Here is a 20,894-nt window from a genome sequence, read left to right on the forward strand (position 1 = left end):
CACCTACCTGTGATATGGATGATTATTCATAAGGGTCCAAGCACGATAAATCTGCTCGGCTAAAATGACTCTCACCATAGGGTGAGGTAAGGTTAGGCGTGATAATGACCATGCCTGATCGGCTCGGGCTGCACATCTTGGATCCAAACCATCAGGTCCCCCGACTAACAGACAAACGTTGTGGCCATCCATACGCCATTGTTCAGCCTGATCAGCTAATCGTTCAGTCGACCACTCTTTGCCAAGCACTTCCATTGCGATCACCTTGTCACCCGCGGGAATCGCATCAAGCATGGCGTCTCCTTCCTTACGAATGGCTTTAGCAATGTCCAAGTTTTTGCCACGTGGAGACATTGGAATCTCCACGGTTTCTAAAGCAAAGTCTTTCGGAAGCCGTTTCGCATAGTCCTCGTATCCCTGAACTACCCATTTCGGCATTTTATTTCCAACCGCAATCAATCGCACACGCATCTAACGAAGCCTTACATCTCTTCTGGCTTAATATCCCACAACTTCTCAAGATCATAAAAAGCACGAGCTTCTTCTGTCATGACATGCACAACCACATCGTGCAAGTCTACCAAAACCCAGTCATTTCCCATGTCTCGTCCCTCAGAACCTAAAGGCTGTAAACCTTGCTGCTTTAGGTACTCAAATACGTTCTGTCCCAAAGCATGCACATGCCTTTTTGATGTGCCAGTACAAATCACCATGTAATCCATCATGTCGGTATGGTCGGACACATTCAACACAGTGATCTTGTCACCTTTGACATCTTCTAATGCTTCGACAGCAAAAGCTAAGATTTGATCCGCTGTGAGATTAATTTGACTCATAAATTTACATTATCCTATCGATATAATTGATTTTTTTCTATGTAGTTTTGTACAGGCTCTGGTAATAAATAAGCGATTGACTTACCTTGGCGTGCCAAAGTTCGAATCATACTCGACGAAATCCCCAATGGCGTTAGAGTTTCAAACCACACCAGACCTGAAGGCGTGCATTGTAACTCATGCGGAGAGGAGGCACGATAGTTTTCACAAAAGCGACTTAACTCAGAAATGAGATCAGGCTCCCAACCTGGACGAGAAACAACAAATAGATGGGCGTATTTAATGAGGTCTTGCCAGTTATGCCAAGTCGGTAGAGACAAGAAACTGTCCATTCCCAACACCATGACCAAAGGTTCTTCTTCACCAACTTCAGTGCGAATATCTCGTAAGGTGTCCGCAGTATAACTGGGACCTTCACGAATGATCTCCCTGGCGTCTACCGACAAACCTGAATGACTACTAATGGCCAAGTTCACCATGTCTAAACGCTGTTGTGGAGTGACACTAGGCTGTCTTTTATGGACTGGCTGAAAGCAAGGAATTAACTTGAGATTGGCATAATAATAGCCATCAAGAATATCCACTGCGGTGCGGAGATGGCCATTATGGATAGGATCGAAGGTCCCTCCCATAATGGCCACGCCTTTACGAGCTGACGGATTAGGCAAATCAATTGTCACGGGTATGACCATCACCCAGTACTATGTACTTCTGACTGGTCAAACCCAATAAGCCAACTGGCCCACGGGCATGAATTTTATCGGTAGAAATACCAATTTCCGCGCCAAAACCGTATTCAAAACCATCGGCAAAAGCGGTAGAGGCATTCACCATCACAGAAGACGAATCCACTTCTGTCATGAAAGCGCGACTTTTGGTGTAATTTTGCGTCACAATCGCATCGGTGTGATGAGAGCCATATTGATTAATATGAGCAATCGCCTCATCCATATCTTCCACAACCTTAATAGATAACTTAGGTGCAGTGTACTCTGTGTACCAATCCTCTTCGGTTGCCGCCCCTACATTATTGAACAATGCTTGCATAGCTTCACAGCCCAGCAACTCTACTCCCTTCTCTTCAAAGGTGGCCAAAATACGAGGAAAGAAATCGGCAACAATATCCTTATGCAACAGCAAAGACTCCATTGCGTTACACACCCCATATCGACGGGTTTTAGCATTGATGACTATCCTAAATGCCTTATCAAAATCCGCTTCATCATCCACATACACATGACAATTACCATCAAGATGCTTGATTACTGGTACACGAGCATCGGCGCTAATGCGTTCAATCAAGCTCTTACCACCACGTGGTACAATGACATCGACAAACTCAGGCATACCAATCAGTTTCCCAACTGCATCTCGATCTGTAGTATTGATGACCTGTACCGCGTCAGCAGGCAAACCCACTTTTTCAAGACCCTCAGAAATGGCTTGCGCAATGCATTGATTAGAATAAAAAGCTTCTGAACCGCCACGTAAAATCGTGGCGTTTCCGGATTTCAAACACAAACTCGCCGCATCAATGGTCACATTGGGACGCGACTCATAAATAATACCGATCACACCCAGTGGAACACGCATCTGGCCGCGTTGAATACCCGATGGCAAATACGCCATATTGGAAATTTCTCCTACTGGGTCTGGCAAAGAAGCGACTTGCTTAAGACCAGCTATCATGCCATCAATGCGTGCATCGGTTAATTGCAAACGATCCAACATGGCCGTATCAAGACCTTTCTCTTGACCATTTTTCATGTCCTTAGCATTTTCTTCAATCAATCTGGGGCGAGCCGCTTCCAAAGCATCAGCCATAGCAAACAAAGCCATGTTCTTATGTTCTGTTGACGCTTTTGCAAGCAATCGAGACGCGGCCCGCGCCTGCTCCCCTATTTGATTCATGTAAACTTCTAAAGACATTGTTTATCTCTAATTAAAAGGTAAAACACACATTTGATCCTAAAAGCGATCAAATATTTTTTGTTAAAACAGTATACTATCACAATAATTTTATTCGTTTTGCGCCGTTTTACTTGAAAAGGAAGCCATCTTGCCTTCGACTGACCCCTTCGTACTTTCTAGCCCGATTACCTTTTCCTATATTGGCATTATACATTCTTGCTTTAAAGAAAAGTTCGGCATTCCCAGACAACCGGGGTTGGTCAGTATGGCGACGGCTCAGCTTGAATTGCTTCCACCTTATAATAGGCTCGACGTGTTAGCAGGGCTATCTGATTACTCCCATATTTGGATCCAGTTTGTATTTCATGCCTGTATGCAAGAAGGCTGGAAAGCTAAAGTACGCCCACCCAGACTAGGCGGAAAAGAAAAAACGGGGGTATTCGCCACGCGCTCAACACACAGACCCAATCCAATAGGTTTATCTGTGGTTAAACTGGGTAAAATTCATCAACAAGACAAGCGCATTCTGATTGACCTACATGGAGCCGACCTGCTGGACGGAACGCCGATATTAGACATCAAACCCTATTTACCTTATGCCGACTGTGTCCATGATGCGACCAGCACATTCGCACCCAGTGAGCCTCGCAGCCAACTAAAGACTGTGCGTTTTAGCGAAAAAGCCAACAACCAATGCCAAGCTTTCTCAGCAAGCATGGAAAAAGATCTTTATACTCTAATTGAACAAATTTTAGCGCAAGACCCACGCCCCTCTTATCTGGCAGGACAAACGGGGCGAGAGCACGGTATTCGTTTATGGGATCTCAACATTAAGTGGCAAGCACAGTCTGACCACTTTGAGGTCATCAGCATTGATAACGATAGGTGACAAGATGATTAAAAAAAACTTTCTCAACACTTATAAGCAAATCAATCAGCTTAATCCGCAAGCCAATACACCCAACACAACACCTGAAGACACTGACAACAACAAAGCAAGCATTTATCGATCAAAAGAAGATGAACGCCTGATCAAAGAATTTCATTTTGCAAAATTTCAGAAAAACTTAGATAACACAAAGAAAAACAATAAGTTAAAAGAGCTTCTAGAAAAAGAAGAATGGGATGAAGAAGACGTAAAGGCCCTATTAGAATCACTTAACTAATAATAGACTGGCTATACCCATGGTTATCCACATGTTCTGTGTATAGTTTTATTGTCAAGAAAATAGCGCAAAAAAAACACCTCCATTTTATAATTATTTGATGTAAAGCACCTTTCAATCGTCATAAAAAAAGCGAGCACTAGGCTCGCTTTTTTAATAAGACAATAGAGCAAAAACTACTCTTGGCCTTCTAGTTGAGCTTTGATCAAATCACCGATAGTGGTAGGACCGTTAGCTTCAACTTGCTGCTTCTCTGAATGAGACTTCAACGCAGCTTTCTCTTCGCTAGCATCTTTCTGCTTGATAGAAATAGCGATTGTACGAGCTTTACGATCAACGTTAATGATCGCCGCTTCTACAGAGTCACCTTCTTTAAGAGCAGTGGTTGCATCTTCAACACGCTCACGGCTAATTTCAGATACTTTAAGTGTTGCTTCAACACCTTCAGCAAGAGTAACAACCGCCGCTTTCGCATCAACTTCAGAAACAGTACCAGTTACGACAGCACCTTTGTCATTTTCAGCAACGTAAGCTAGGAAAGGATCTTCTTCTAGTTGTTTAACACCTAGAGAGATACGCTCACGCTCAGCGTCGATAGACAATACAACTGTTTCAAGCATATCGCCTTTCTTGTATTGACGAACGGCTTCTTCACCTGCTTCATCCCAAGATAGGTCAGATAGGTGAACCAAACCGTCGATGCCACCGTCAAGACCGATGAAAACACCAAAGTCAGTGATAGATTTGATAGCACCAGAAATTTTGTCGCCTTTGTTGAAAGAAGTGGCAAATTCTTCCCATGGGTTCATTGTGCACTGCTTGATACCCAAAGAGATACGACGACGCTCTTCGTCGATATCAAGAACCATAACTTCAACTTCATCGCCGATTTGAACGACTTTAGATGGGTGAATGTTTTTGTTTGTCCAATCCATTTCAGAAACGTGAACAAGACCTTCAACACCCTCTTCTAGCTCAGCAAAGCAACCGTAGTCAGTTAAGTTAGTTACTTTAGCAGTAACTTTAGTGTTCTCTGGGTAACGAGCTTTGATAGCAACCCATGGATCTTCACCCAACTGCTTAAGACCTAGTGATACACGGTTACGCTCACGGTCGAACTTAAGAACTTTAACATCGATCTCATCGCCAACGGCAATGATTTCACTTGGGTGCTTAATGCGTTTCCAAGCCATGTCAGTGATGTGAAGAAGACCATCGACACCACCAAGATCAACGAATGCACCGTAGTCAGTAAGGTTCTTAACGATACCTTTAACTTCTTGACCTTCTTCAAGAGAAGCAAGCAATGTTTCACGCTCAGCGCTGTTAGTCGCTTCCATAACGGCACGACGAGAAACAACAACATTATTACGTTTTTGATCAAGCTTAATAAGTTTGAACTCTAGATCCACACCTTCCAAGTGAGATGTGTCGCGGATTGGACGAACATCTACCAAAGAACCAGGCAAGAAAGCACGGATATTAGCGATATCAACAGTGAAGCCACCTTTAACTTTACCGTTAATCACACCGTGAACGATGGCATTTTCTTCGTAAGCTTTTTCAAGCACAGACCAAGTCTCTGCACGCTTAGCTTTCTCACGAGACAATTTAGTCTCACCGAAACCATCTTCAACAGCGTCAAGTGCAACTTTTACTTCGTCACCGATGTTTAAGTTGAACTCACCACTTTCCGTTAGGAACTGAGAACGAGGAATTACGCCTTCAGATTTAAGACCTGCATGAACAGTTACCCATTCATTGTCGATATCAACAATAATACCAGTAACAATTGAGCCAGGCGCCATTTCAACGCTTTGTAGGCTTTCTTCAAACAGTTCTGCGAAGCTTTGAGTCATTGTATTTCCTATATAATTGGCTTAGTGAACTAAGCCTTAACCACACTGCCAGCAAGATGTGGGTCAATTTTTATGAAATTTGCGATGTAGATATACTGGCCTCCACACCGACTTGTTTAATATTTGATCTATTTTAGCACACTTAATAGGTAAAAAAGAACACACGCAAAAAAGAACAAGCTATACAAAACCCGCCTTGGCTGTTTCAGCAAGGAGAATCTCGACAACTTGTTCTATGCTTAAGTCAGTGCTATCAATTACCAAGGCACCTGCAGCTGGTACCAGAGGTGCGATCGGACGATTGGCGTCACGTTCATCACGCTCTTTAATGGCGCTTACTAGTTCATCTAGATTAACAGTTTCACCCTTTTGCTGCAATTGTAAAAGACGTCTTTGTGCACGCTCTTCCGCCGAAGCCGTTAGAAATATCTTAATTTGTGCTATTGGGAAAACCACTGTTCCCATATCGCGACCATCCGCCACTAGGCCCGGAGCTTGAGCAAATGCACGCTGACGTAGCAAAAGTCCCTCACGTACTTCTGGTATAGCTGCTAACTTTGACGCAGCATTGCCCACTTCTTCTGTACGTATTGCTTGAGTAACCACTTCACCTTCAAGGATAATTTCAACCTTTCCTTCTGATGACTGCTGAAACTGAATATCCAAATGTTCAGCCAATACCTTCAAAGTTTCAACATCATTTTCAGACATACCATGGTGTGACACTGCTAAAGCCAAAAGTCGATACAAAGCACCACTGTCTAATAAATGCCATCCCAGTTTTTCCGCAACCAATTGACTCACAGTGCCTTTACCTGCACCGCTTGGACCATCAATGGTAATGACTGGGCTTTGGTTAATCATAACTATTCCTCTTAATCACTATGGCATGACCGAACAATGTAAACCCAATTGTCTAGCCAACGCCTCTAACTCATTAAATTCTTGTAATAAGGTTTGGCAATCCTTTACCTGTGTTAATTGCTGACTACGCACACCTAAAGCCAACATGGCTAGCGCCAAATATTGATCGCCCGCACTGTCCAATTCCCCTCCCTGTGGAACCTTGCCCGATATCGCTAAATCTGTATCCCCCAACTCGGTCTTTATTTGCATTTGCTGCAAGGCATCCATCAAAGCCAACACTCTGTCTTCATGGTAGTAAGGCAAATACTTAACACCCTTAAATTGAGATTGCCCCTTGGCGTATACAGCCGCCACACACAACAGTGGCAACAAACTTCGCATACGGTACGTTTGCTCGGCAGATAAATGACAAGCCGACAACTCAGCAAAACGCACCAGGATACAACCTTCAAACACACCTGAAGCATTTTTTTTGGGCAACACCAAATCTGCCCCCATGCTATTTAGCAGCTGAAAATACTGAAAACTTTGCTCATCTAAGCTGATGTTATTAATTGTCAGCTCGGAGCCAGGCAATAAACTTGCCAACAAAGTCACCCAAGCAGCAGCATACACATCAGCCGAAATATCCAGTGCAATTGAACGCAACAACAAATCTTCTATCTTGACTGCATTCGCAGCGCGCGACATTCTAACACCGAAACGCTGTAACATAACCTCTATCTGACTAATCTCTTCACCAACACCGGCAATGACGGTATTTTCCCCCATCATTAACGACGCCATAAAAGCCGCCATAGTCTGCTTTTGAGATTTTTTTGTTAAGGCAATGGTCAACTCCGAACACTTTGCCGGCTTCACTTTGGCAGGCAAACAATCTTCTCGCTCAAACGCCAATTCACAGCCCATTTGTCTCAACAAGCCAAACAAATCTGTCCAAGCCCGATTCAACAACATTTCATCGGCGGTGACGGCAACAGCGAACTCCTGACCCGCCAATACGGGTAGTAAGGTGTGCAAACTTAACTCAGAATGATGGAAATTAATCGGAGCAATCGGGGCTTTTAATCCTCGCATCCCGACGCCATGTACACGCAACCTATTGGATGACAATGTTTCAATCACCACCCCCATATCACGCAAAGCCTGAATAGTTACCTGCACTTCGCCATCTAAACTGACATTACGCAAATCGCTAACACTGTCACAAAGCGACGCTATGGTAATCGCAATATGTGACAAAGATTTGTCACCTGGCAAAGAAATATCGCCTTGTATCACAGAGGCTGGCAACACCTGCATGGCTACCGAGCTGACATCTTGCTTTACACTACCAGTGCGCTGCTCTAGCAGACGTAAGAAATGATCACGAGCGGATTTAGCGCGCGTAAATACCCCAAACATACTCGCCCCATCTCCCTGCTCAATCGCTTGACGCATATCCGCCAAGCGTTCAGTAAATTGATCAAGGGTCGCCAAAGTAGCGTCTTTATTTGCCAAGAAGACATCTCGCCACATCACAGGATCACTGGAGGCAATGCGAGTAAAATCCCGAAAACCACCAGCTGCAAACTTAAAAACGTCCTGACTGCGATCACTATTTGCCAAGGCATCTACCAAGGTGTAAGCCAGCAAATGCGGCAAATGACTGGATGACGCCAAGACATGATCGTGATGCTCTACGTCCATACTCACCACATCTGCTCCGATCGCACGCCACAAGCGATGTAGCCGATCAACGAGTAACGGATCACTACCCGACACAGGTGTAACAATCGCCATGTGCTTTTCAAACAAATTCGGATTGGCGGCCAGCACACCACTTTTTTCGGCACCAGCAATGGGATGCCCAGGAATGAAGTTAGACGGCATAACACCGAACACTCGTTCAGCGGCAGACACCACACTACCTTTAGTAGATCCTACATCGGTAATTAGGGTTTGCTCATTGAGAAAGGGTTTAATTTCACTCAGCACGGACTCCATGGCACGTACTGGTGTAGCGAGAACAATCACATCCATTTTCAATACATAATCGATAGTCAATTGCGCAGGATAATCAATCACGCCAGTAGATACACCTAATGCCAACTCTCCCTCACGACGATCCACTGCATATAAGGTAGCCAAGCCACGCTCTTTCAATGCTTTCGCGAAAGAACCGCCAATCATACCCAAACCGACAATCATGACATTGCCAAAATGATTCTGCTCTTGTTTAGTCGTATTTTCTATCAATCTCGCATCACCTGTTTACAGCACTGCCACTGGGTAAGAACCCAAAACCTTCACTTCAGAGGCACGCTCACGTAATTCTTCAATGACCGCCTGACACTCAGGGTCTTGATAATGCCCAACGAAATCTATGTAGAAAATGTATCCCCAGCGACTCATCAAAGATGGCCGCGTTTCCAAACGTGTCATATCCACCTTATGACGCTCAAAGGCCTCCAATAAGCGGTACAAAGCACCGGGCTCATTCTTTGCACTGATCAGCAAAGACGTTTTGTCCTTGCCACTAGCTGGTACATCCTGAGTTCCCACAATTAAGAAACGCGTAGTGTTGTCAGGGCGATCTTCAATATTGGCCGACACCTTGACTAAGTCATAAAGCTCACACGCCACTTCCCCCGCGATCGCCGCAATGGCTCGACCACTTCGGCCAGCCTCGGCCGCCAAACGCGCCGCTTCTGCATTAGAACTCACCGCTACACGTTCAACGTGTGGCCAGTAACGATCCAACCATGCACGACACTGAGCTAGGGACTGTTGGTGGGAATAAATATGCGTCACATCATCCGCGTTCACATTAGGGCTCAACAACAGATGATGATGAATACGCTCTTCTACTTCGCCACAAATTTTTAAGCGCGAATCACGGAAACTGTCTAGGGTATGATTCACCACACCTTCGGTCGAATTTTCAACCGGCACCACACCATAGTTGGCAGCGCCAGATTCCACTTCACGAAACACCTCATCAATGGCCGCCATAGGCGCACTAATAATAGACTTACCAAAATGTTTAAGCGCTGCTTGTTGGGTAAAAGTCCCTTCCGGCCCTAAGAAAGCAATGCGCATTGGCTTTTCTAGCGCCAAGCAAGAAGACATGATCTGACGAAATATCTTCGCCATTTCTTCATTACCTAACGGCCCCTCATTACGCTCCATCACACGACGCAACACCTGAGCTTCCCGTTCAGGACGATAAAAAACAACCGCCTCATCACCTTGCTCAGCCAATTTCACTTCAGCGACTTTCTCCGCACATCTAGCGCGCTCATTAATCAAGGACTGAATTTGCGAATCGATACTGTCAATGCGGTCACGCAACAAAGGCAAGGTATCGGGCACGGCCGGTTTTGTATTAGACATAAAATTACCCGTAACGTTTCTCAAAAGCTTTCATGAAATCAATCAAGGCTTGAACACCTTCCATTGGCATGGCGTTGTAAATACTGGCACGCATACCACCTACCGAACGGTGACCCGCTAGAGTACGCAAACCTGCTGCTTCAGACTCCTCGAGGAAAGTGGCTTCTAATGACTCATTCGCCAACGTAAATGGCACATTCATACGCGAACGATTGGCCGGGGCAATTGGGTTTGCGTAAAAGTTGCTTTGATCAATAAAATCGTACAAGGCTTTGGCTTTGACTTGGTTTACTGCTTCCATTGCCGCAACACCACCTTGCCCCTCTAACCATTCAAACACCAAATCCGCCAAATATATGGCGAAGGTTGGCGGGGTATTGACCATAGAGTCGTGCTTCGCCAAATTGGCAAAATTCCAAATCGTCGGTAAAGCATCGTCACTTCGTGCCAACAAATCTTTGCGAATAATACAAATTACTATGCCAGCAGGACCGATGTTCTTCTGCGCACCAGCGTAAATCATACCGTACTGACTAACATCAATTTGGCGCGACAAGATGGTTGAAGATAAATCAGCAATGATAGGCAAATCGGTTTTAGGAAGATCGGTAAACTCAAGGCCACCAATGGTTTCATTTTGACAGATATGCAAGTAAGCCGCATCTTCGTCCAATGTCATGTCCGACCAGTTCGGCACATAGGTATAATTATCGGCTTTAGATGAAGCAACCACATTCACTCGGGTGTATTTTTCCGCTTCTTTAATGGCTTTGGTTGACCAAGCACCTGTATCCAAATAACAAGCAGACTCATAACCTTTCGCTAGGTTTGCTGGAATCTGCGCAAACAAAGTCGATGCACCGCCTTGAACAAACAATATTTCGTAATCATCATTGATGTCTAACAAGCGCATTAAACGCGCTTTTGCGGATGCCAAAATGGACATAAACTCCGCACTGCGATGGCTCATTTCCATCACTGACACACCGGCACCATGCCAATCCAATAATTCCTCTTGCGCCTTCTTTAAAACCGCTTCGGGAAGCGCTGCTGGACCAGAACAAAAATTGTACTTCCGACTCATCCCGTTTTTTCCTCTAAACATCAGGAGCCAATCTAAACAAAAGCGACGCATCAAGTGCGCCGCTTTCATTACATGTTTACCTTATTCATCTGCCGCGTCGTCGGGCTGACTTCCTTCTACAGGAGCTTGGTTTTCAGCCTCCGGCGCATCATCCGCTAACGCTTCAGCCTCTTCCCCTTCCTCTTCATCGTCTTCAACCACACGCACCACACCAACTAGGTGTTCATCGTTAGTCAAACGAATCAAGGTGACACCTTGCGTGTTACGGCCTTGACAAGATACCTCTTCAACACGCGTACGCACCAAGGTTCCTTGGTCAGTAATCAGCATGATCTCGTCAGCATCATTCACCTGAGTCGCGCCTACTACCGGACCATTCCGCTCAGATACCTGTATACCTATCACCCCTTGACCACCACGACCATATACAGGGAAGTCTTCTATTAAAGTACGTTTCCCGTAGCCATTTTCACAAGCCATCAATACCGCAGAACCTTCTTGTGGAACGATCAAAGAAACGACTTTCGATCCTTCCGCTAGACGAATACCACGCACACCGGCAGCGGTACGACCCATTGGGCGAACATCACCTTCATTAAAACGAATCGTCTTACCTGAACTAGACACTAACATAATGTCATTGTCCCCCGAGGTCTGAGCAACGCCTACCAAGGCATCAGATTCATCCAAATTCAAAGCAATCAAACCGGTAGAGCGAGGACGAGCAAAGTGTTCCATCGCTGTTTTCTTCACAGTACCCTTTGCAGTCGCCATAAAGATATAATTGCTTGCCTCTTGATTTTGGCTTTCATCTTCTTCATCGGCATCCGTTTTCTCAGGCGCAGTCAAAGGCAACAGAGCTGAAACTTGTTCCCCCTCTGCCAGAGGCAATAAGTTCACAATTGGACGACCTTTCGAAGAACGGCTCGCGACGGGAATTTCAAACACACGTAACCAGTACACTTTACCGAAGTTAGTAAACAGCATCACAGTATCATGACTGCTGGTCACCAGCAGGTGGCTAATGTGGTCTTCTTCTTTCATAGCGGAAGCCGATTTACCACGACCACCACGGCGTTGCGCCTTGTATTCTTCAAGCGGCTGTGATTTGGCGTAACCTGTATCAGAAATGGTCACCACCATTGGCGCTTCATCAATTAAATCAGCAATGGTCAAATCTTGGCGGGAAGTTAAGATTTCAGTACGACGCGCATCGCCGAACATGTCACGCACTTCTTCTAACTCTTCGCGGATCACTTCCATCAAACGCATTGGATTAGAAAGAATCTCCAACAATTCACCGATCAAATCAATCAATGCACGGTATTCGTCCATTAATTTTTCATGCTCTAAACCTGTCAAACGATGTAGACGCAAATCCAAAATCGCTTGCGCTTGATCGGGCGACAAATGATAAGCACCATCAACAAAACCGTACGCGACATCAAGATCATCAGGACGACACGCATCAGAGCCAGCGCGCTCCAACATTGCCATCACATCACCTGGCTGCCAGGACTCAGACACTAACTTTTCTTTCGCTTCAGCAGAGGTTGGTGAGGTACGAATCAGCTCGATCACACGATCGATATTCGCCAGCGCCACCGCCAAACCTTCAAGAATATGGCCACGCTCTCGCGCTTTACGCAATTCAAAGATGGTTCTTCGAGTCACCACTTCACGACGATGCTTAACAAAACACTCAAGAATTTGCTTCAAGTTAAGCAGCTGTGGACGACCATCTACCAGGGCCACCATATTCATACCAAATACAGACTGCAATTGAGTTTGCGAGAAAATATTGTTAACCACTACATCTGGGTTCTCACCACGACGCAATTCCACCACGATACGCATGCCATCTTTATCAGACTCGTCGCGTAATTCGCTGATGCCTTCGATCTTCTTCTCTTTTACCAACTCAGCGATTTTTTCAATCACTTTTGCTTTGTTTAGTTGATAAGGAATTTCGGTAAAGACAATGGCTTGGCGATTGCCTTTGTCCATGTCTTCAATATGATGACGAGCACGCATGTAGATGCGCCCACGCCCTGTTTTGTAAGCTTCAATAATGCCAGCACGACCATTGATAAAAGCCCCCGTTGGAAAATCTGGGCCAGGTATACGCTCAATCAGCTCATCAATGGAAATGTCATTATTATCAATAACGGCCAAGCAACCATCGATTACTTCGCCCAAATTATGAGGAGGGATATTTGTTGCCATGCCCACCGCGATACCAGCGGAGCCATTCACCAGCAAGCCTGGGACACGTGCTGGCAACACTTCAGGCATAAACTCTGTACCATCATAGTTTGGTACAAAATCGACCGTTTCTTTCTCCAAATCCATTAGAAGATGATGGGAAATTTTCTCCATACGAATTTCGGTATAACGCATGGCTGCAGCACTATCACCATCAACAGAACCAAAGTTACCTTGTCCATCGACCAAGGTATAACGCATGGAAAACGGTTGCGCCATACGAACGATCGTATCGTAAACCGCTGAGTCACCATGAGGGTGATATTTACCGATTACGTCACCAACAATACGCGCTGATTTTTTGTACGGTTTATTCCAATCATTTTTCAGTTCGTTCATCGCAAAAAGAACACGACGGTGAACAGGTTTCAGCCCGTCTCGAACATCCGGTAACGCACGACCGACGATAACACTCATCGCATAGTCGAGATAGGAACCTTTCAGTTCATTTTCGATACTGACGGGAATAATTTCTTTGGCTAATTCACCCATAGATACAATCGATCCTTATGCCTCGTAAGCCCAAAGGCTTCCTAATATCTTTTTTTATAAGCGCCGTATTGTAACACAAGGAAAAAAATAACACCCCTTTCCAAATGATGTTTTGTTGCCAATTCGTGCAATTATGATCCCATCTCCACCTTACTTCGTAAAATTCGTTACCAAACATCAAATCAGTCACTCAAGGAAGGGGCAAATAAGTCTTGTTACGTTAGTCTTATCAAAGAAACGCCCGATCAAGGCAAAAGTGACAAGGAATGTTGGTACCTTTCAATCACCCTTAACACAGATAGGAGATTTATCTAACAGACCCGAAGGCGACATAAAGCATTAGGGTAGCACAGGAGCAAGTTGCCGCACTCCGAGGACTTGTTCGTACTCTCATAATTCGCACCTTCCTAAACATTAAATACAACATAAGAATTGTTATTGGTCTCGTGAAAGTCTTAACGCTATACTTAATTCATCAATATCGGCCAGCACTTTCATCGCCGCATTAAAATCAGCGCCACAACAGCGGACGACACACAAATTCAACTACAAATAAGGCATATCTATGACAACCAACTCTCAACAACCCAATGTAGATCTTGATGAAGTTGCTAAATTTGAAGCCCTAGCCAGTCGCTGGTGGGATACGGAAAATGAATTCAAACCGCTTCACGACATCAACCCGCTACGCACCAACTACATCAAAGAGCACGCTGGTTTAAATGGCAAAAAAGTCATCGACATTGGTTGTGGCGGTGGCATTTTATCCGAAGCCATGGCCAAAGAAGGCGCACAGGTAAAAGGCATCGATATGGGCGAAGCCCCATTGGCGGTGGCAAAATTGCATTTAGAAGAATCTAAACTAGACATTGACTATGAACGCATCACGGCAGAAGAGATTGCCGCTCGCGAAGCCGGTCAATACGATGTAGTGACTTGCCTAGAGATGCTTGAACATGTTCCCGATCCTGCGTCCGTAATCCGCGCCTGCATGACATTGGTTAAACCCGGCGGACACGTGTTCTTCTCAACCATCAACCGCAACCCCAAAGCCTACCTATTTGCCATTATTGGTGCTGAATACGTACTTAATATGTTGCCCAAAGGCACGCACGATTACGCAAAATTCATTCAACCAGCCGAGCTGAATACCTTTGCCCGTGATGCAAATCTTGAGGTTCAACATATGACAGGCTTAACCTACAACCCATTCACCAAGGTGTATAAGCTCAACGACAGAGATGTGTCGGTCAACTACATGATGCACACTCAAAAGCCAACCACCTAATATCAGGCATAAGGAGGAGATATGTTTGATTATCAAGCCCCAAGCCAATTACTCGTAGGCAAAACCATACTGGTCACAGGCGCAGGAGACGGCATAGGCAAAGCCGCCGCCCTAGCCTATGCCGAACAAGGTGCGACCGTCATATTACTTGGTCGCACTACCAAAAAACTCGAAGCCGTTTACGACATTATTGAGGCAAAAGGCTATCCTCAAGCAGCCATAGTGCCACTCAATTTGGATGGCGCTTCAGAGCATGAATATTTGGAGTTGGCCAACACTCTCAAAGCCGAATTTGGCCAACTCGACGGTATACTCCACAACGCCAGCCTTCTAGGCGATCGCTGCGACATTCAACACTATGACATTCAGCTTTTTGAACAAGTCATGCGCATTAATGTCACCAGCCAACTATTGTTAACACAGGCTTTAATGTCACTATTGGAAAAATCACCACAAGCTTCCATCATCTTTACATCCTCAGGTGTTGGACGATACGCGAAAGCCAAATGGGGCGCTTATTCCATCTCCAAATTTGCTACCGAAGCCATGATGCAATTGTTTGCTATTGAGCTCGCCGAAAGCCACCCTAATATTCGGGCTAACGCCATAAACCCTGGCGCAACACGAACCGCTATGCGCGCTGCGGCTTACCCTGATGAAGCACCAGAGAGCCTACCAAGAGCTGACGAGATTATGCCGCTCTATCTTTACTTGATGGGTAAAGACAGCTTGACAATCAACGGACAATCCCTAAACGCACAATAAAAATTACGTAATTTATGCAATGGGCAAACCCTCTCCCATTGCATATTCTTGGCGGCATCAGTTACTCTCACATCATGATTAAAGCCGTATTAACACTTCATCTATTGTTTTACTTTATGTTCTGCAACACACTTTTTGCAGAACAAAACACGGCTATAGACAAAGCATTATCCCAACAAAATAAGGTGAGTGCTTCAGAACCGATCCATAACTCAAATAAAGCATCAGATACTGTCCTAGCAAACACAAATAACTTGCTGGCTCATATGATCGAAATTCCACATAAGAGTCGTACTGACCAAAATCAATACCACTTTGTGATATTAGAAAACCAACTTAAGGTGCTCCTGGTTAGCGATCCTCAAGCGGAAAAATTCTCAGCATCCTTATCAGTCAATGTGGGTAATTTTTCTGACCCTGAAAAACAGCCCGGCTTAGCTCATCTCCTTGAACACATGTTATTTCTCGGCACTCAAAAATACCCACAATCTGGTGACTATCAATACTTTATTCACAACAATGCCGGCACCCATAATGCCTACACCAGCACCAACACCACCAACTATTTTTTTGATGTCAAACCTTCTGCCTATGAAGGCGCATTAGATAGGTTTTCACAATTCTTTATTCACCCTTTGTTCAGTGAAGCCCTCACACAACGAGAAAAAAATGCCGTAGACGCTGAATACAAGGCCAAAATCAAAACCGACAGCCGCCGTAACAATCAGGCTCTAAAAACTTTAATCAATCCTCAACACCCCTACAGTCGCTTTTCAGTTGGTAATTTAAAAACTCTTAAAGACCAACCAGGCAAGCCTTTAAGACAACAGCTTCTTAAGCTATATCAGCAAGAATATTATGCTGACAATATGGCCTTGGTTCTGGTCGCCAATCTTAATCCAGAAACACTTGCCAAATTAGCACAACACTACTTTGCAGACATTCCTACTAATGCGTCAGCTAAGTTGGATAGAAAACAGTACCCTGACTTGATTCAACCTAATCAATCTCAACTGCAATTCGTCCGCTCACTCTCAGATCACAATAGCATTAGTTTTAACTACCAAATCCCTGCACAAAATTCATACTATAAAAGCCAGCCTACACGCTATTTGTCTTACATTTTGGGCAACGAAAATCAACACTCTCTATACGCCAATCTAAAGGCGCACGATCTCATTACGCGCATCTCCGCCACCACCAGTAAGGATTATGGGCACAATGCCTTCTTTACCGTCAAAATTCATTTAACCAACAAAGGCATGCTGCAAATTGATGAAGTCGCCAAGCAATTTTTTGCGACCATTAGCTTACTCAAATCCTCCCCTGTCAATCCTATGTACTTGAAGGAAGGACTAAAGCTCAGTCGGCTCATGTTCAACAATCAAGGCTATATCCACCCTATCAAACTGGCGCGCGCTTTATCATCTCGCTTATTAAGGATACCCGCTATGGACTTACTGGGTAGCTTTAGAGTGGAGCACACTGCTTCTGCTGAGGAAGTACATGCTTTATTGGCCCAACTGACACCACAACACCTATTGATTCAAATTGCCAGTCAACAAAACTTCCCTCAACACTGGGCAGGCGAAACCAGTAAATGGCAACAAGAAACGTATTACGATACTCAATACAGCAATCACTCTTTTAGCCAAAGCCTACTGGAAGAGATGAATTCTGCCGTTAAGAGCACCTTAGTAAGCCTGCCACAAAAAAATGTGTTCATTCCTGACAGCTTATCCTTGATCAAACAAAAGAATGACTTACCAGAAGTCATCTACGAACAAACCGGCTTTCAATTTTGGAATAAATCTGATCCCAGCTTCAATAAACCGACTGCCATGCATTTTCTGGCCTTTCGCTTTGATCATGCCGCAGACACTGCCAAACACATGCTCGCCAATCGTTTATGGACCAGACTATTCAACAACAGTATCAGTGAAGCCACCTATTCTCCCTATGTTGCTGGCTTAGGTTACAGTTTTTATCCACACGCCAATGGCGTCACTTTACGCACTAATGGCTATTCAGACAAACAAGGAAATTATTTGGTTTGGCTAGTAGATCAATTGTTTCTCTATCGACCTAATGCTGAACGCTTTAAGGCCGCCAAACTGCAATTAGCAAAAGACTTATTAAACCAAGCCAATCGACAAGCATTTCGCAATGCCAATACCGCTTTTAATACGCTAATCACCAAAAACAGCTTTACAACCGCAGCATTAACCACTGCACTAAAAACACTCACCTTTGAAGACTACGTGGGCTTTATTAAGCACGCTCGAGAAAGCTTTAATTTGCTTGGTTACAGTACAGGCAACATTACCTCCGACGATGCCAAACAACTGGCAGACAAACTCTATCAACGCTTTACCGGTCGACTAATTGAGCGTGCGCCCATAAAAATAGAAACCAAAACCATCACCCCATTAGAAAAGCTGCACTATCGCTTCCAATCCAACAGTGATGACAAAGTCATTTTGTATACCCTGATCGATACCAGTTATCAACAAGAAGAAGACCGCAAAAGCATCCAACAAAAATGCCACTTCACACTACTCAATAAATTGCTTAAAAGCGCTTTTTATCAAGAATTACGTACGGACAAACAACTTGGTTACATTGTAGGCACGCAAGACTTAAGCATACGAAATACCCCCATTCTAGGGCTGCTAGTACAATCACCCAACAAGAGTAATCAGACTATTATCAATGCTATTGAGAACTTCTTGAATGAGCAAAAAATAAAGCTTAAAAACCTCTCCGATGAAGACTTTAATCGTGTTAAAGCCAGCCTGCTATTAGAGGTCACACGTAAAGCAAAAAATTTAGCTGAGAATGCCTTAAAAGAATGGCATCAGATCGCCAAATCCACACCAAATTTCAAAACACAAGAAGAGTGGATAGACTCCATCAAGAGTATAACGAAAGACGATTTTATGGCATTTTTAACGGAAAAGATCGAATCCAATCAAACGACAAGAATTCTTGTACACAACAAGCCAATAGATGACACTTGGCTCACACAACATGGTTGGCAGGAAACCTCAGCCGCCAATCAAAGCCTCTAATTTTCTCTCTTTGGCCTTCAAGGTTTCGCCACCACCAGAAGGAAGCGGAATCGCACCTTGACCAATTGGCGCAAAATCCCCTACATCGGGCTTTATCTCTTCAGTTATGTTGTCACCACCTTCATTTAATAAGCCTATTTCAGGCATCATACGCAAACGCCTTTCTTCAATCTCTTCAGGCACATTTCCGGTAAACAACACAGTAAAAGGCGCTTCTTTGGTACGCTTATTCACTTCATCGTAGATGGCTTGTTCTCGCCCAGAGATGGCATTTTCTTCAAGATAGGTAAGACCAGAAGTACCAGGAGAAATAACCAGATTAGGCTGATATGCTTCCCTCGCTTGATCAACAGGAATGACAGACACTTCTTCTTTGGAACTCAACACCACTTGATGCTCAGCACGGATCACCTGATTACCATAAATAATTTCCACAGGCTGACGTTCGATCGTTTGCGCCAAACTCACCGAAGAAACAAAACACAACAAACAATAAACAGGTTTCATAGCTCTACCAAAACATTCCCTTATTCACACTATAAGAGATATACAGACAATAAAAAAGGAGTTCAGATTGCTCTGAACTCCTTTTTATCGGAATTTATTCGTCTAGCTTGAATGTCTTTACAGTGTAATCACATCAAACTGCACGTCTGGATTGACGTCAGCTTCGTAATCCACACCATCCACACCAAAGCCGAACAACTTCAAGAACTCATCTTTGTAAAGCTGATAATCCGTCTTTGCAAACAAGTTTTCATCATTGACTTGCGGCCACAGATCGCGACAAGCTTGTTGTACGTCTTCACGCAACTCCCAATCATCCAAGCGCAAACGGTTCATATCATCTGCTAATTCTGCGGGATTATGATTGTTGAACAAGCGCTCAGCAAACATGCGATAAATTTGATCCATACAACCTTCGTGCAGGCCTTTTTCACGCATTACCTTGAATACCATTGCCAAATATAAAGGCATCACTGGAATGGCCGAAGACGCTTGGGTAACGACTGACTTCAACACTGCCACATTAGCACCACCATTAAGGGCAGACAATTGCGTGTTGATGGTTGCGGCAGCACGATCCAAATCTTCTTTCGCCTTACCCAAAGCACCGTGCCAGTAAATAGGCCAAGTGATGTCAGAGCCAATATAAGAATAAGCCACCGTGCGCGCACCTTCAGCAAGCACTCCAGCCTCAAGTAACGCTGACATCCATAATTCCCAATCTTGACCACCCATTACGGTGGTCGTAGCAGCCACTTCTTCCTCTGTCGCTGGCTCAATCTCTGCATCAATAATAACGTCTTTGTTAGTATCGATGGCTGTTGAGCGATATGGCTGACCAATTGGCTTCAATACAGAGCGTATGACTTCACCCGTATCTGGCAATTTACGAACCGGTGACGCCAAGGAGTAAACCACCATATCCACTTGACCAAGATCCGCTTTGATCAATTCAATAACCTTATCACGCGCTTCGTTTGAAAACGCATCACCATTAATACTTTTTGCGTACAAGCCTTCTTCTTTTGCCGCTTTATCAAACGCAGCCGCATTGTACCAGCCAGCTGTGCCTGGCTTTTTCTCCGTCCCTGGTTTTTCAAAAAACACACCAATTGTTGCGGCACCAGAACCGAATGCAGCGGCAATGCGGGAAGAAAGACCATAACCACTAGAAGAACCAATCACGAGTACTTTTTTTGGGCCGTTTTCGATGGCGCCATTTTTCTTAGTAAGCGCAATTTGCTCTCTTACATTTTGCTCACAGCCCATAGGGTGAGTCGTTGTACAAATAAATCCACGAATTTTGGGTTTAATGATCATAGTATTTTCTCAACATCATGTTTTGCTTACGTCTTGCCTGACAATCCCTTCAAATGAGACAGACAACACAAATGTGACCGCCATGATA

General features: G+C 44.5%; 17 protein-coding genes. 5 read left to right on the plus strand and 12 right to left on the minus strand.

The features are described from left to right. Nucleotides 1-3: 3 nt before the first annotated feature. The 4 genes from rlmH to ACXAH2_RS03325 are packed head-to-tail and all read right to left on the minus strand — an operon-like array spanning nt 4 to nt 2,765. Nucleotides 4-471: a 23S rRNA (pseudouridine(1915)-N(3))-methyltransferase RlmH gene (rlmH, locus tag ACXAH2_RS03310; protein ID WP_475076680.1), complete on the minus strand. Its 468-nt coding sequence runs from the start codon at nt 469-471 to the stop codon at nt 4-6. A gap of 11 nt (nt 472-482) precedes the next feature. Then, nucleotides 483-836: a ribosome silencing factor gene (gene rsfS / locus ACXAH2_RS03315; protein ID WP_475076682.1), complete on the minus strand. Its 354-nt coding sequence runs from the start codon at nt 834-836 to the stop codon at nt 483-485. Between the two features lie 14 nt (nt 837-850). After that, on the minus strand, nt 851-1,516 hold the full coding sequence (gene nadD / locus ACXAH2_RS03320; RefSeq protein WP_475076684.1) for a nicotinate-nucleotide adenylyltransferase: 666 nt from the start codon (nt 1,514-1,516) through the stop codon (nt 851-853). Beyond that, complete coding sequence (locus tag ACXAH2_RS03325; protein WP_475076685.1) at nt 1,506-2,765, minus strand: glutamate-5-semialdehyde dehydrogenase; 1,260 nt, start codon at nt 2,763-2,765, stop codon at nt 1,506-1,508. Before ACXAH2_RS03325 ends, nadD begins: the two co-directional genes overlap by 11 nt. Before the next feature lie 130 nt (nt 2,766-2,895). Here ACXAH2_RS03325 and tsaA point away from each other — a divergent pair, with 130 nt between their 5' ends. After that, nucleotides 2,896-3,636, plus strand: a complete 741-nt coding sequence (gene tsaA, locus ACXAH2_RS03330; RefSeq protein WP_475076687.1) for a tRNA (N6-threonylcarbamoyladenosine(37)-N6)-methyltransferase TrmO — start codon at nt 2,896-2,898, stop codon at nt 3,634-3,636. 4 nt (nt 3,637-3,640) lie between these two features. After that, entirely contained in the window at nt 3,641-3,913 is a 273-nt protein-coding gene (locus ACXAH2_RS03335; RefSeq protein WP_475076688.1) for a hypothetical protein, read from the plus strand. Nucleotides 3,914-4,089: 176 nt separating this feature from the next. Here the strand turns inward: ACXAH2_RS03335 and rpsA are convergent, their stop codons facing one another. The 6 genes from rpsA to gyrA all read right to left on the minus strand — a co-directional run bounded on the left by rpsA (nt 4,090) and on the right by gyrA (nt 13,855). Next, nucleotides 4,090-5,772 (minus strand): 30S ribosomal protein S1, encoded by a 1,683-nt coding sequence (rpsA, locus tag ACXAH2_RS03340; protein ID WP_475076689.1) that lies wholly within the window; start codon nt 5,770-5,772, stop codon nt 4,090-4,092. Nucleotides 5,773-5,952: 180 nt separating this feature from the next. Then, complete coding sequence (gene cmk / locus ACXAH2_RS03345; protein WP_475076691.1) at nt 5,953-6,636, minus strand: (d)CMP kinase; 684 nt, start codon at nt 6,634-6,636, stop codon at nt 5,953-5,955. Between the two features lie 18 nt (nt 6,637-6,654). Beyond that, complete coding sequence (locus tag ACXAH2_RS03350) at nt 6,655-8,877, minus strand: prephenate dehydrogenase/arogenate dehydrogenase family protein (RefSeq protein ID WP_475076692.1); 2,223 nt, start codon at nt 8,875-8,877, stop codon at nt 6,655-6,657. 15 nt (nt 8,878-8,892) lie between these two features. Beyond that, on the minus strand, nt 8,893-10,014 hold the full coding sequence (pheA, locus tag ACXAH2_RS03355; protein ID WP_475076693.1) for a prephenate dehydratase: 1,122 nt from the start codon (nt 10,012-10,014) through the stop codon (nt 8,893-8,895). Nucleotides 10,015-10,018: 4 nt separating this feature from the next. Continuing rightward, nucleotides 10,019-11,098, minus strand: a complete 1,080-nt coding sequence (gene serC, locus ACXAH2_RS03360; RefSeq protein ID WP_475076694.1) for a 3-phosphoserine/phosphohydroxythreonine transaminase — start codon at nt 11,096-11,098, stop codon at nt 10,019-10,021. An 81-nt stretch (nt 11,099-11,179) separates the two neighbouring features. Continuing rightward, on the minus strand, nt 11,180-13,855 hold the full coding sequence (gene gyrA / locus ACXAH2_RS03365) for a DNA gyrase subunit A (RefSeq protein ID WP_475076696.1): 2,676 nt from the start codon (nt 13,853-13,855) through the stop codon (nt 11,180-11,182). A 565-nt stretch (nt 13,856-14,420) separates the two neighbouring features. Here gyrA and ubiG point away from each other — a divergent pair. From ubiG to ACXAH2_RS03380, 3 genes are read left to right on the plus strand one after another with little or no spacing between them, the layout of a single operon-like run. Beyond that, complete coding sequence (gene ubiG / locus ACXAH2_RS03370) at nt 14,421-15,143, plus strand: bifunctional 2-polyprenyl-6-hydroxyphenol methylase/3-demethylubiquinol 3-O-methyltransferase UbiG (RefSeq protein WP_475076697.1); 723 nt, start codon at nt 14,421-14,423, stop codon at nt 15,141-15,143. Between the two features lie 21 nt (nt 15,144-15,164). After that, nucleotides 15,165-15,908, plus strand: coding sequence for a YciK family oxidoreductase (locus tag ACXAH2_RS03375; protein ID WP_475076699.1), 744 nt, complete (start codon nt 15,165-15,167; stop codon nt 15,906-15,908). Nucleotides 15,909-15,922: 14 nt separating this feature from the next. Then, nucleotides 15,923-18,979 carry an insulinase family protein gene (locus ACXAH2_RS03380; protein WP_475076700.1) on the plus strand — a complete coding sequence of 1,019 codons (3,057 nt, stop codon included), beginning with the start codon at nt 15,923-15,925 and terminating at the stop codon, nt 18,977-18,979. On the opposite strand, the gene ACXAH2_RS03385 is transcribed toward ACXAH2_RS03380, so the two are convergent. Both ACXAH2_RS03385 and fabV read right to left on the minus strand, forming a co-directional pair. Beyond that, entirely contained in the window at nt 18,956-19,486 is a 531-nt protein-coding gene (locus ACXAH2_RS03385; protein ID WP_475076702.1) for a hypothetical protein, read from the minus strand. The genes ACXAH2_RS03380 and ACXAH2_RS03385 overlap by 24 nt on opposite strands. Nucleotides 19,487-19,603: 117 nt before the next feature. Further along, nucleotides 19,604-20,806 (minus strand): enoyl-ACP reductase FabV, encoded by a 1,203-nt coding sequence (fabV, locus tag ACXAH2_RS03390; RefSeq protein ID WP_475076704.1) that lies wholly within the window; start codon nt 20,804-20,806, stop codon nt 19,604-19,606. Between the last annotated feature and the right edge of the window lie 88 nt (nt 20,807-20,894).

The sequence above is a fragment of the Marinomonas sp. ABL3_031 genome (assembly GCF_056161265.1).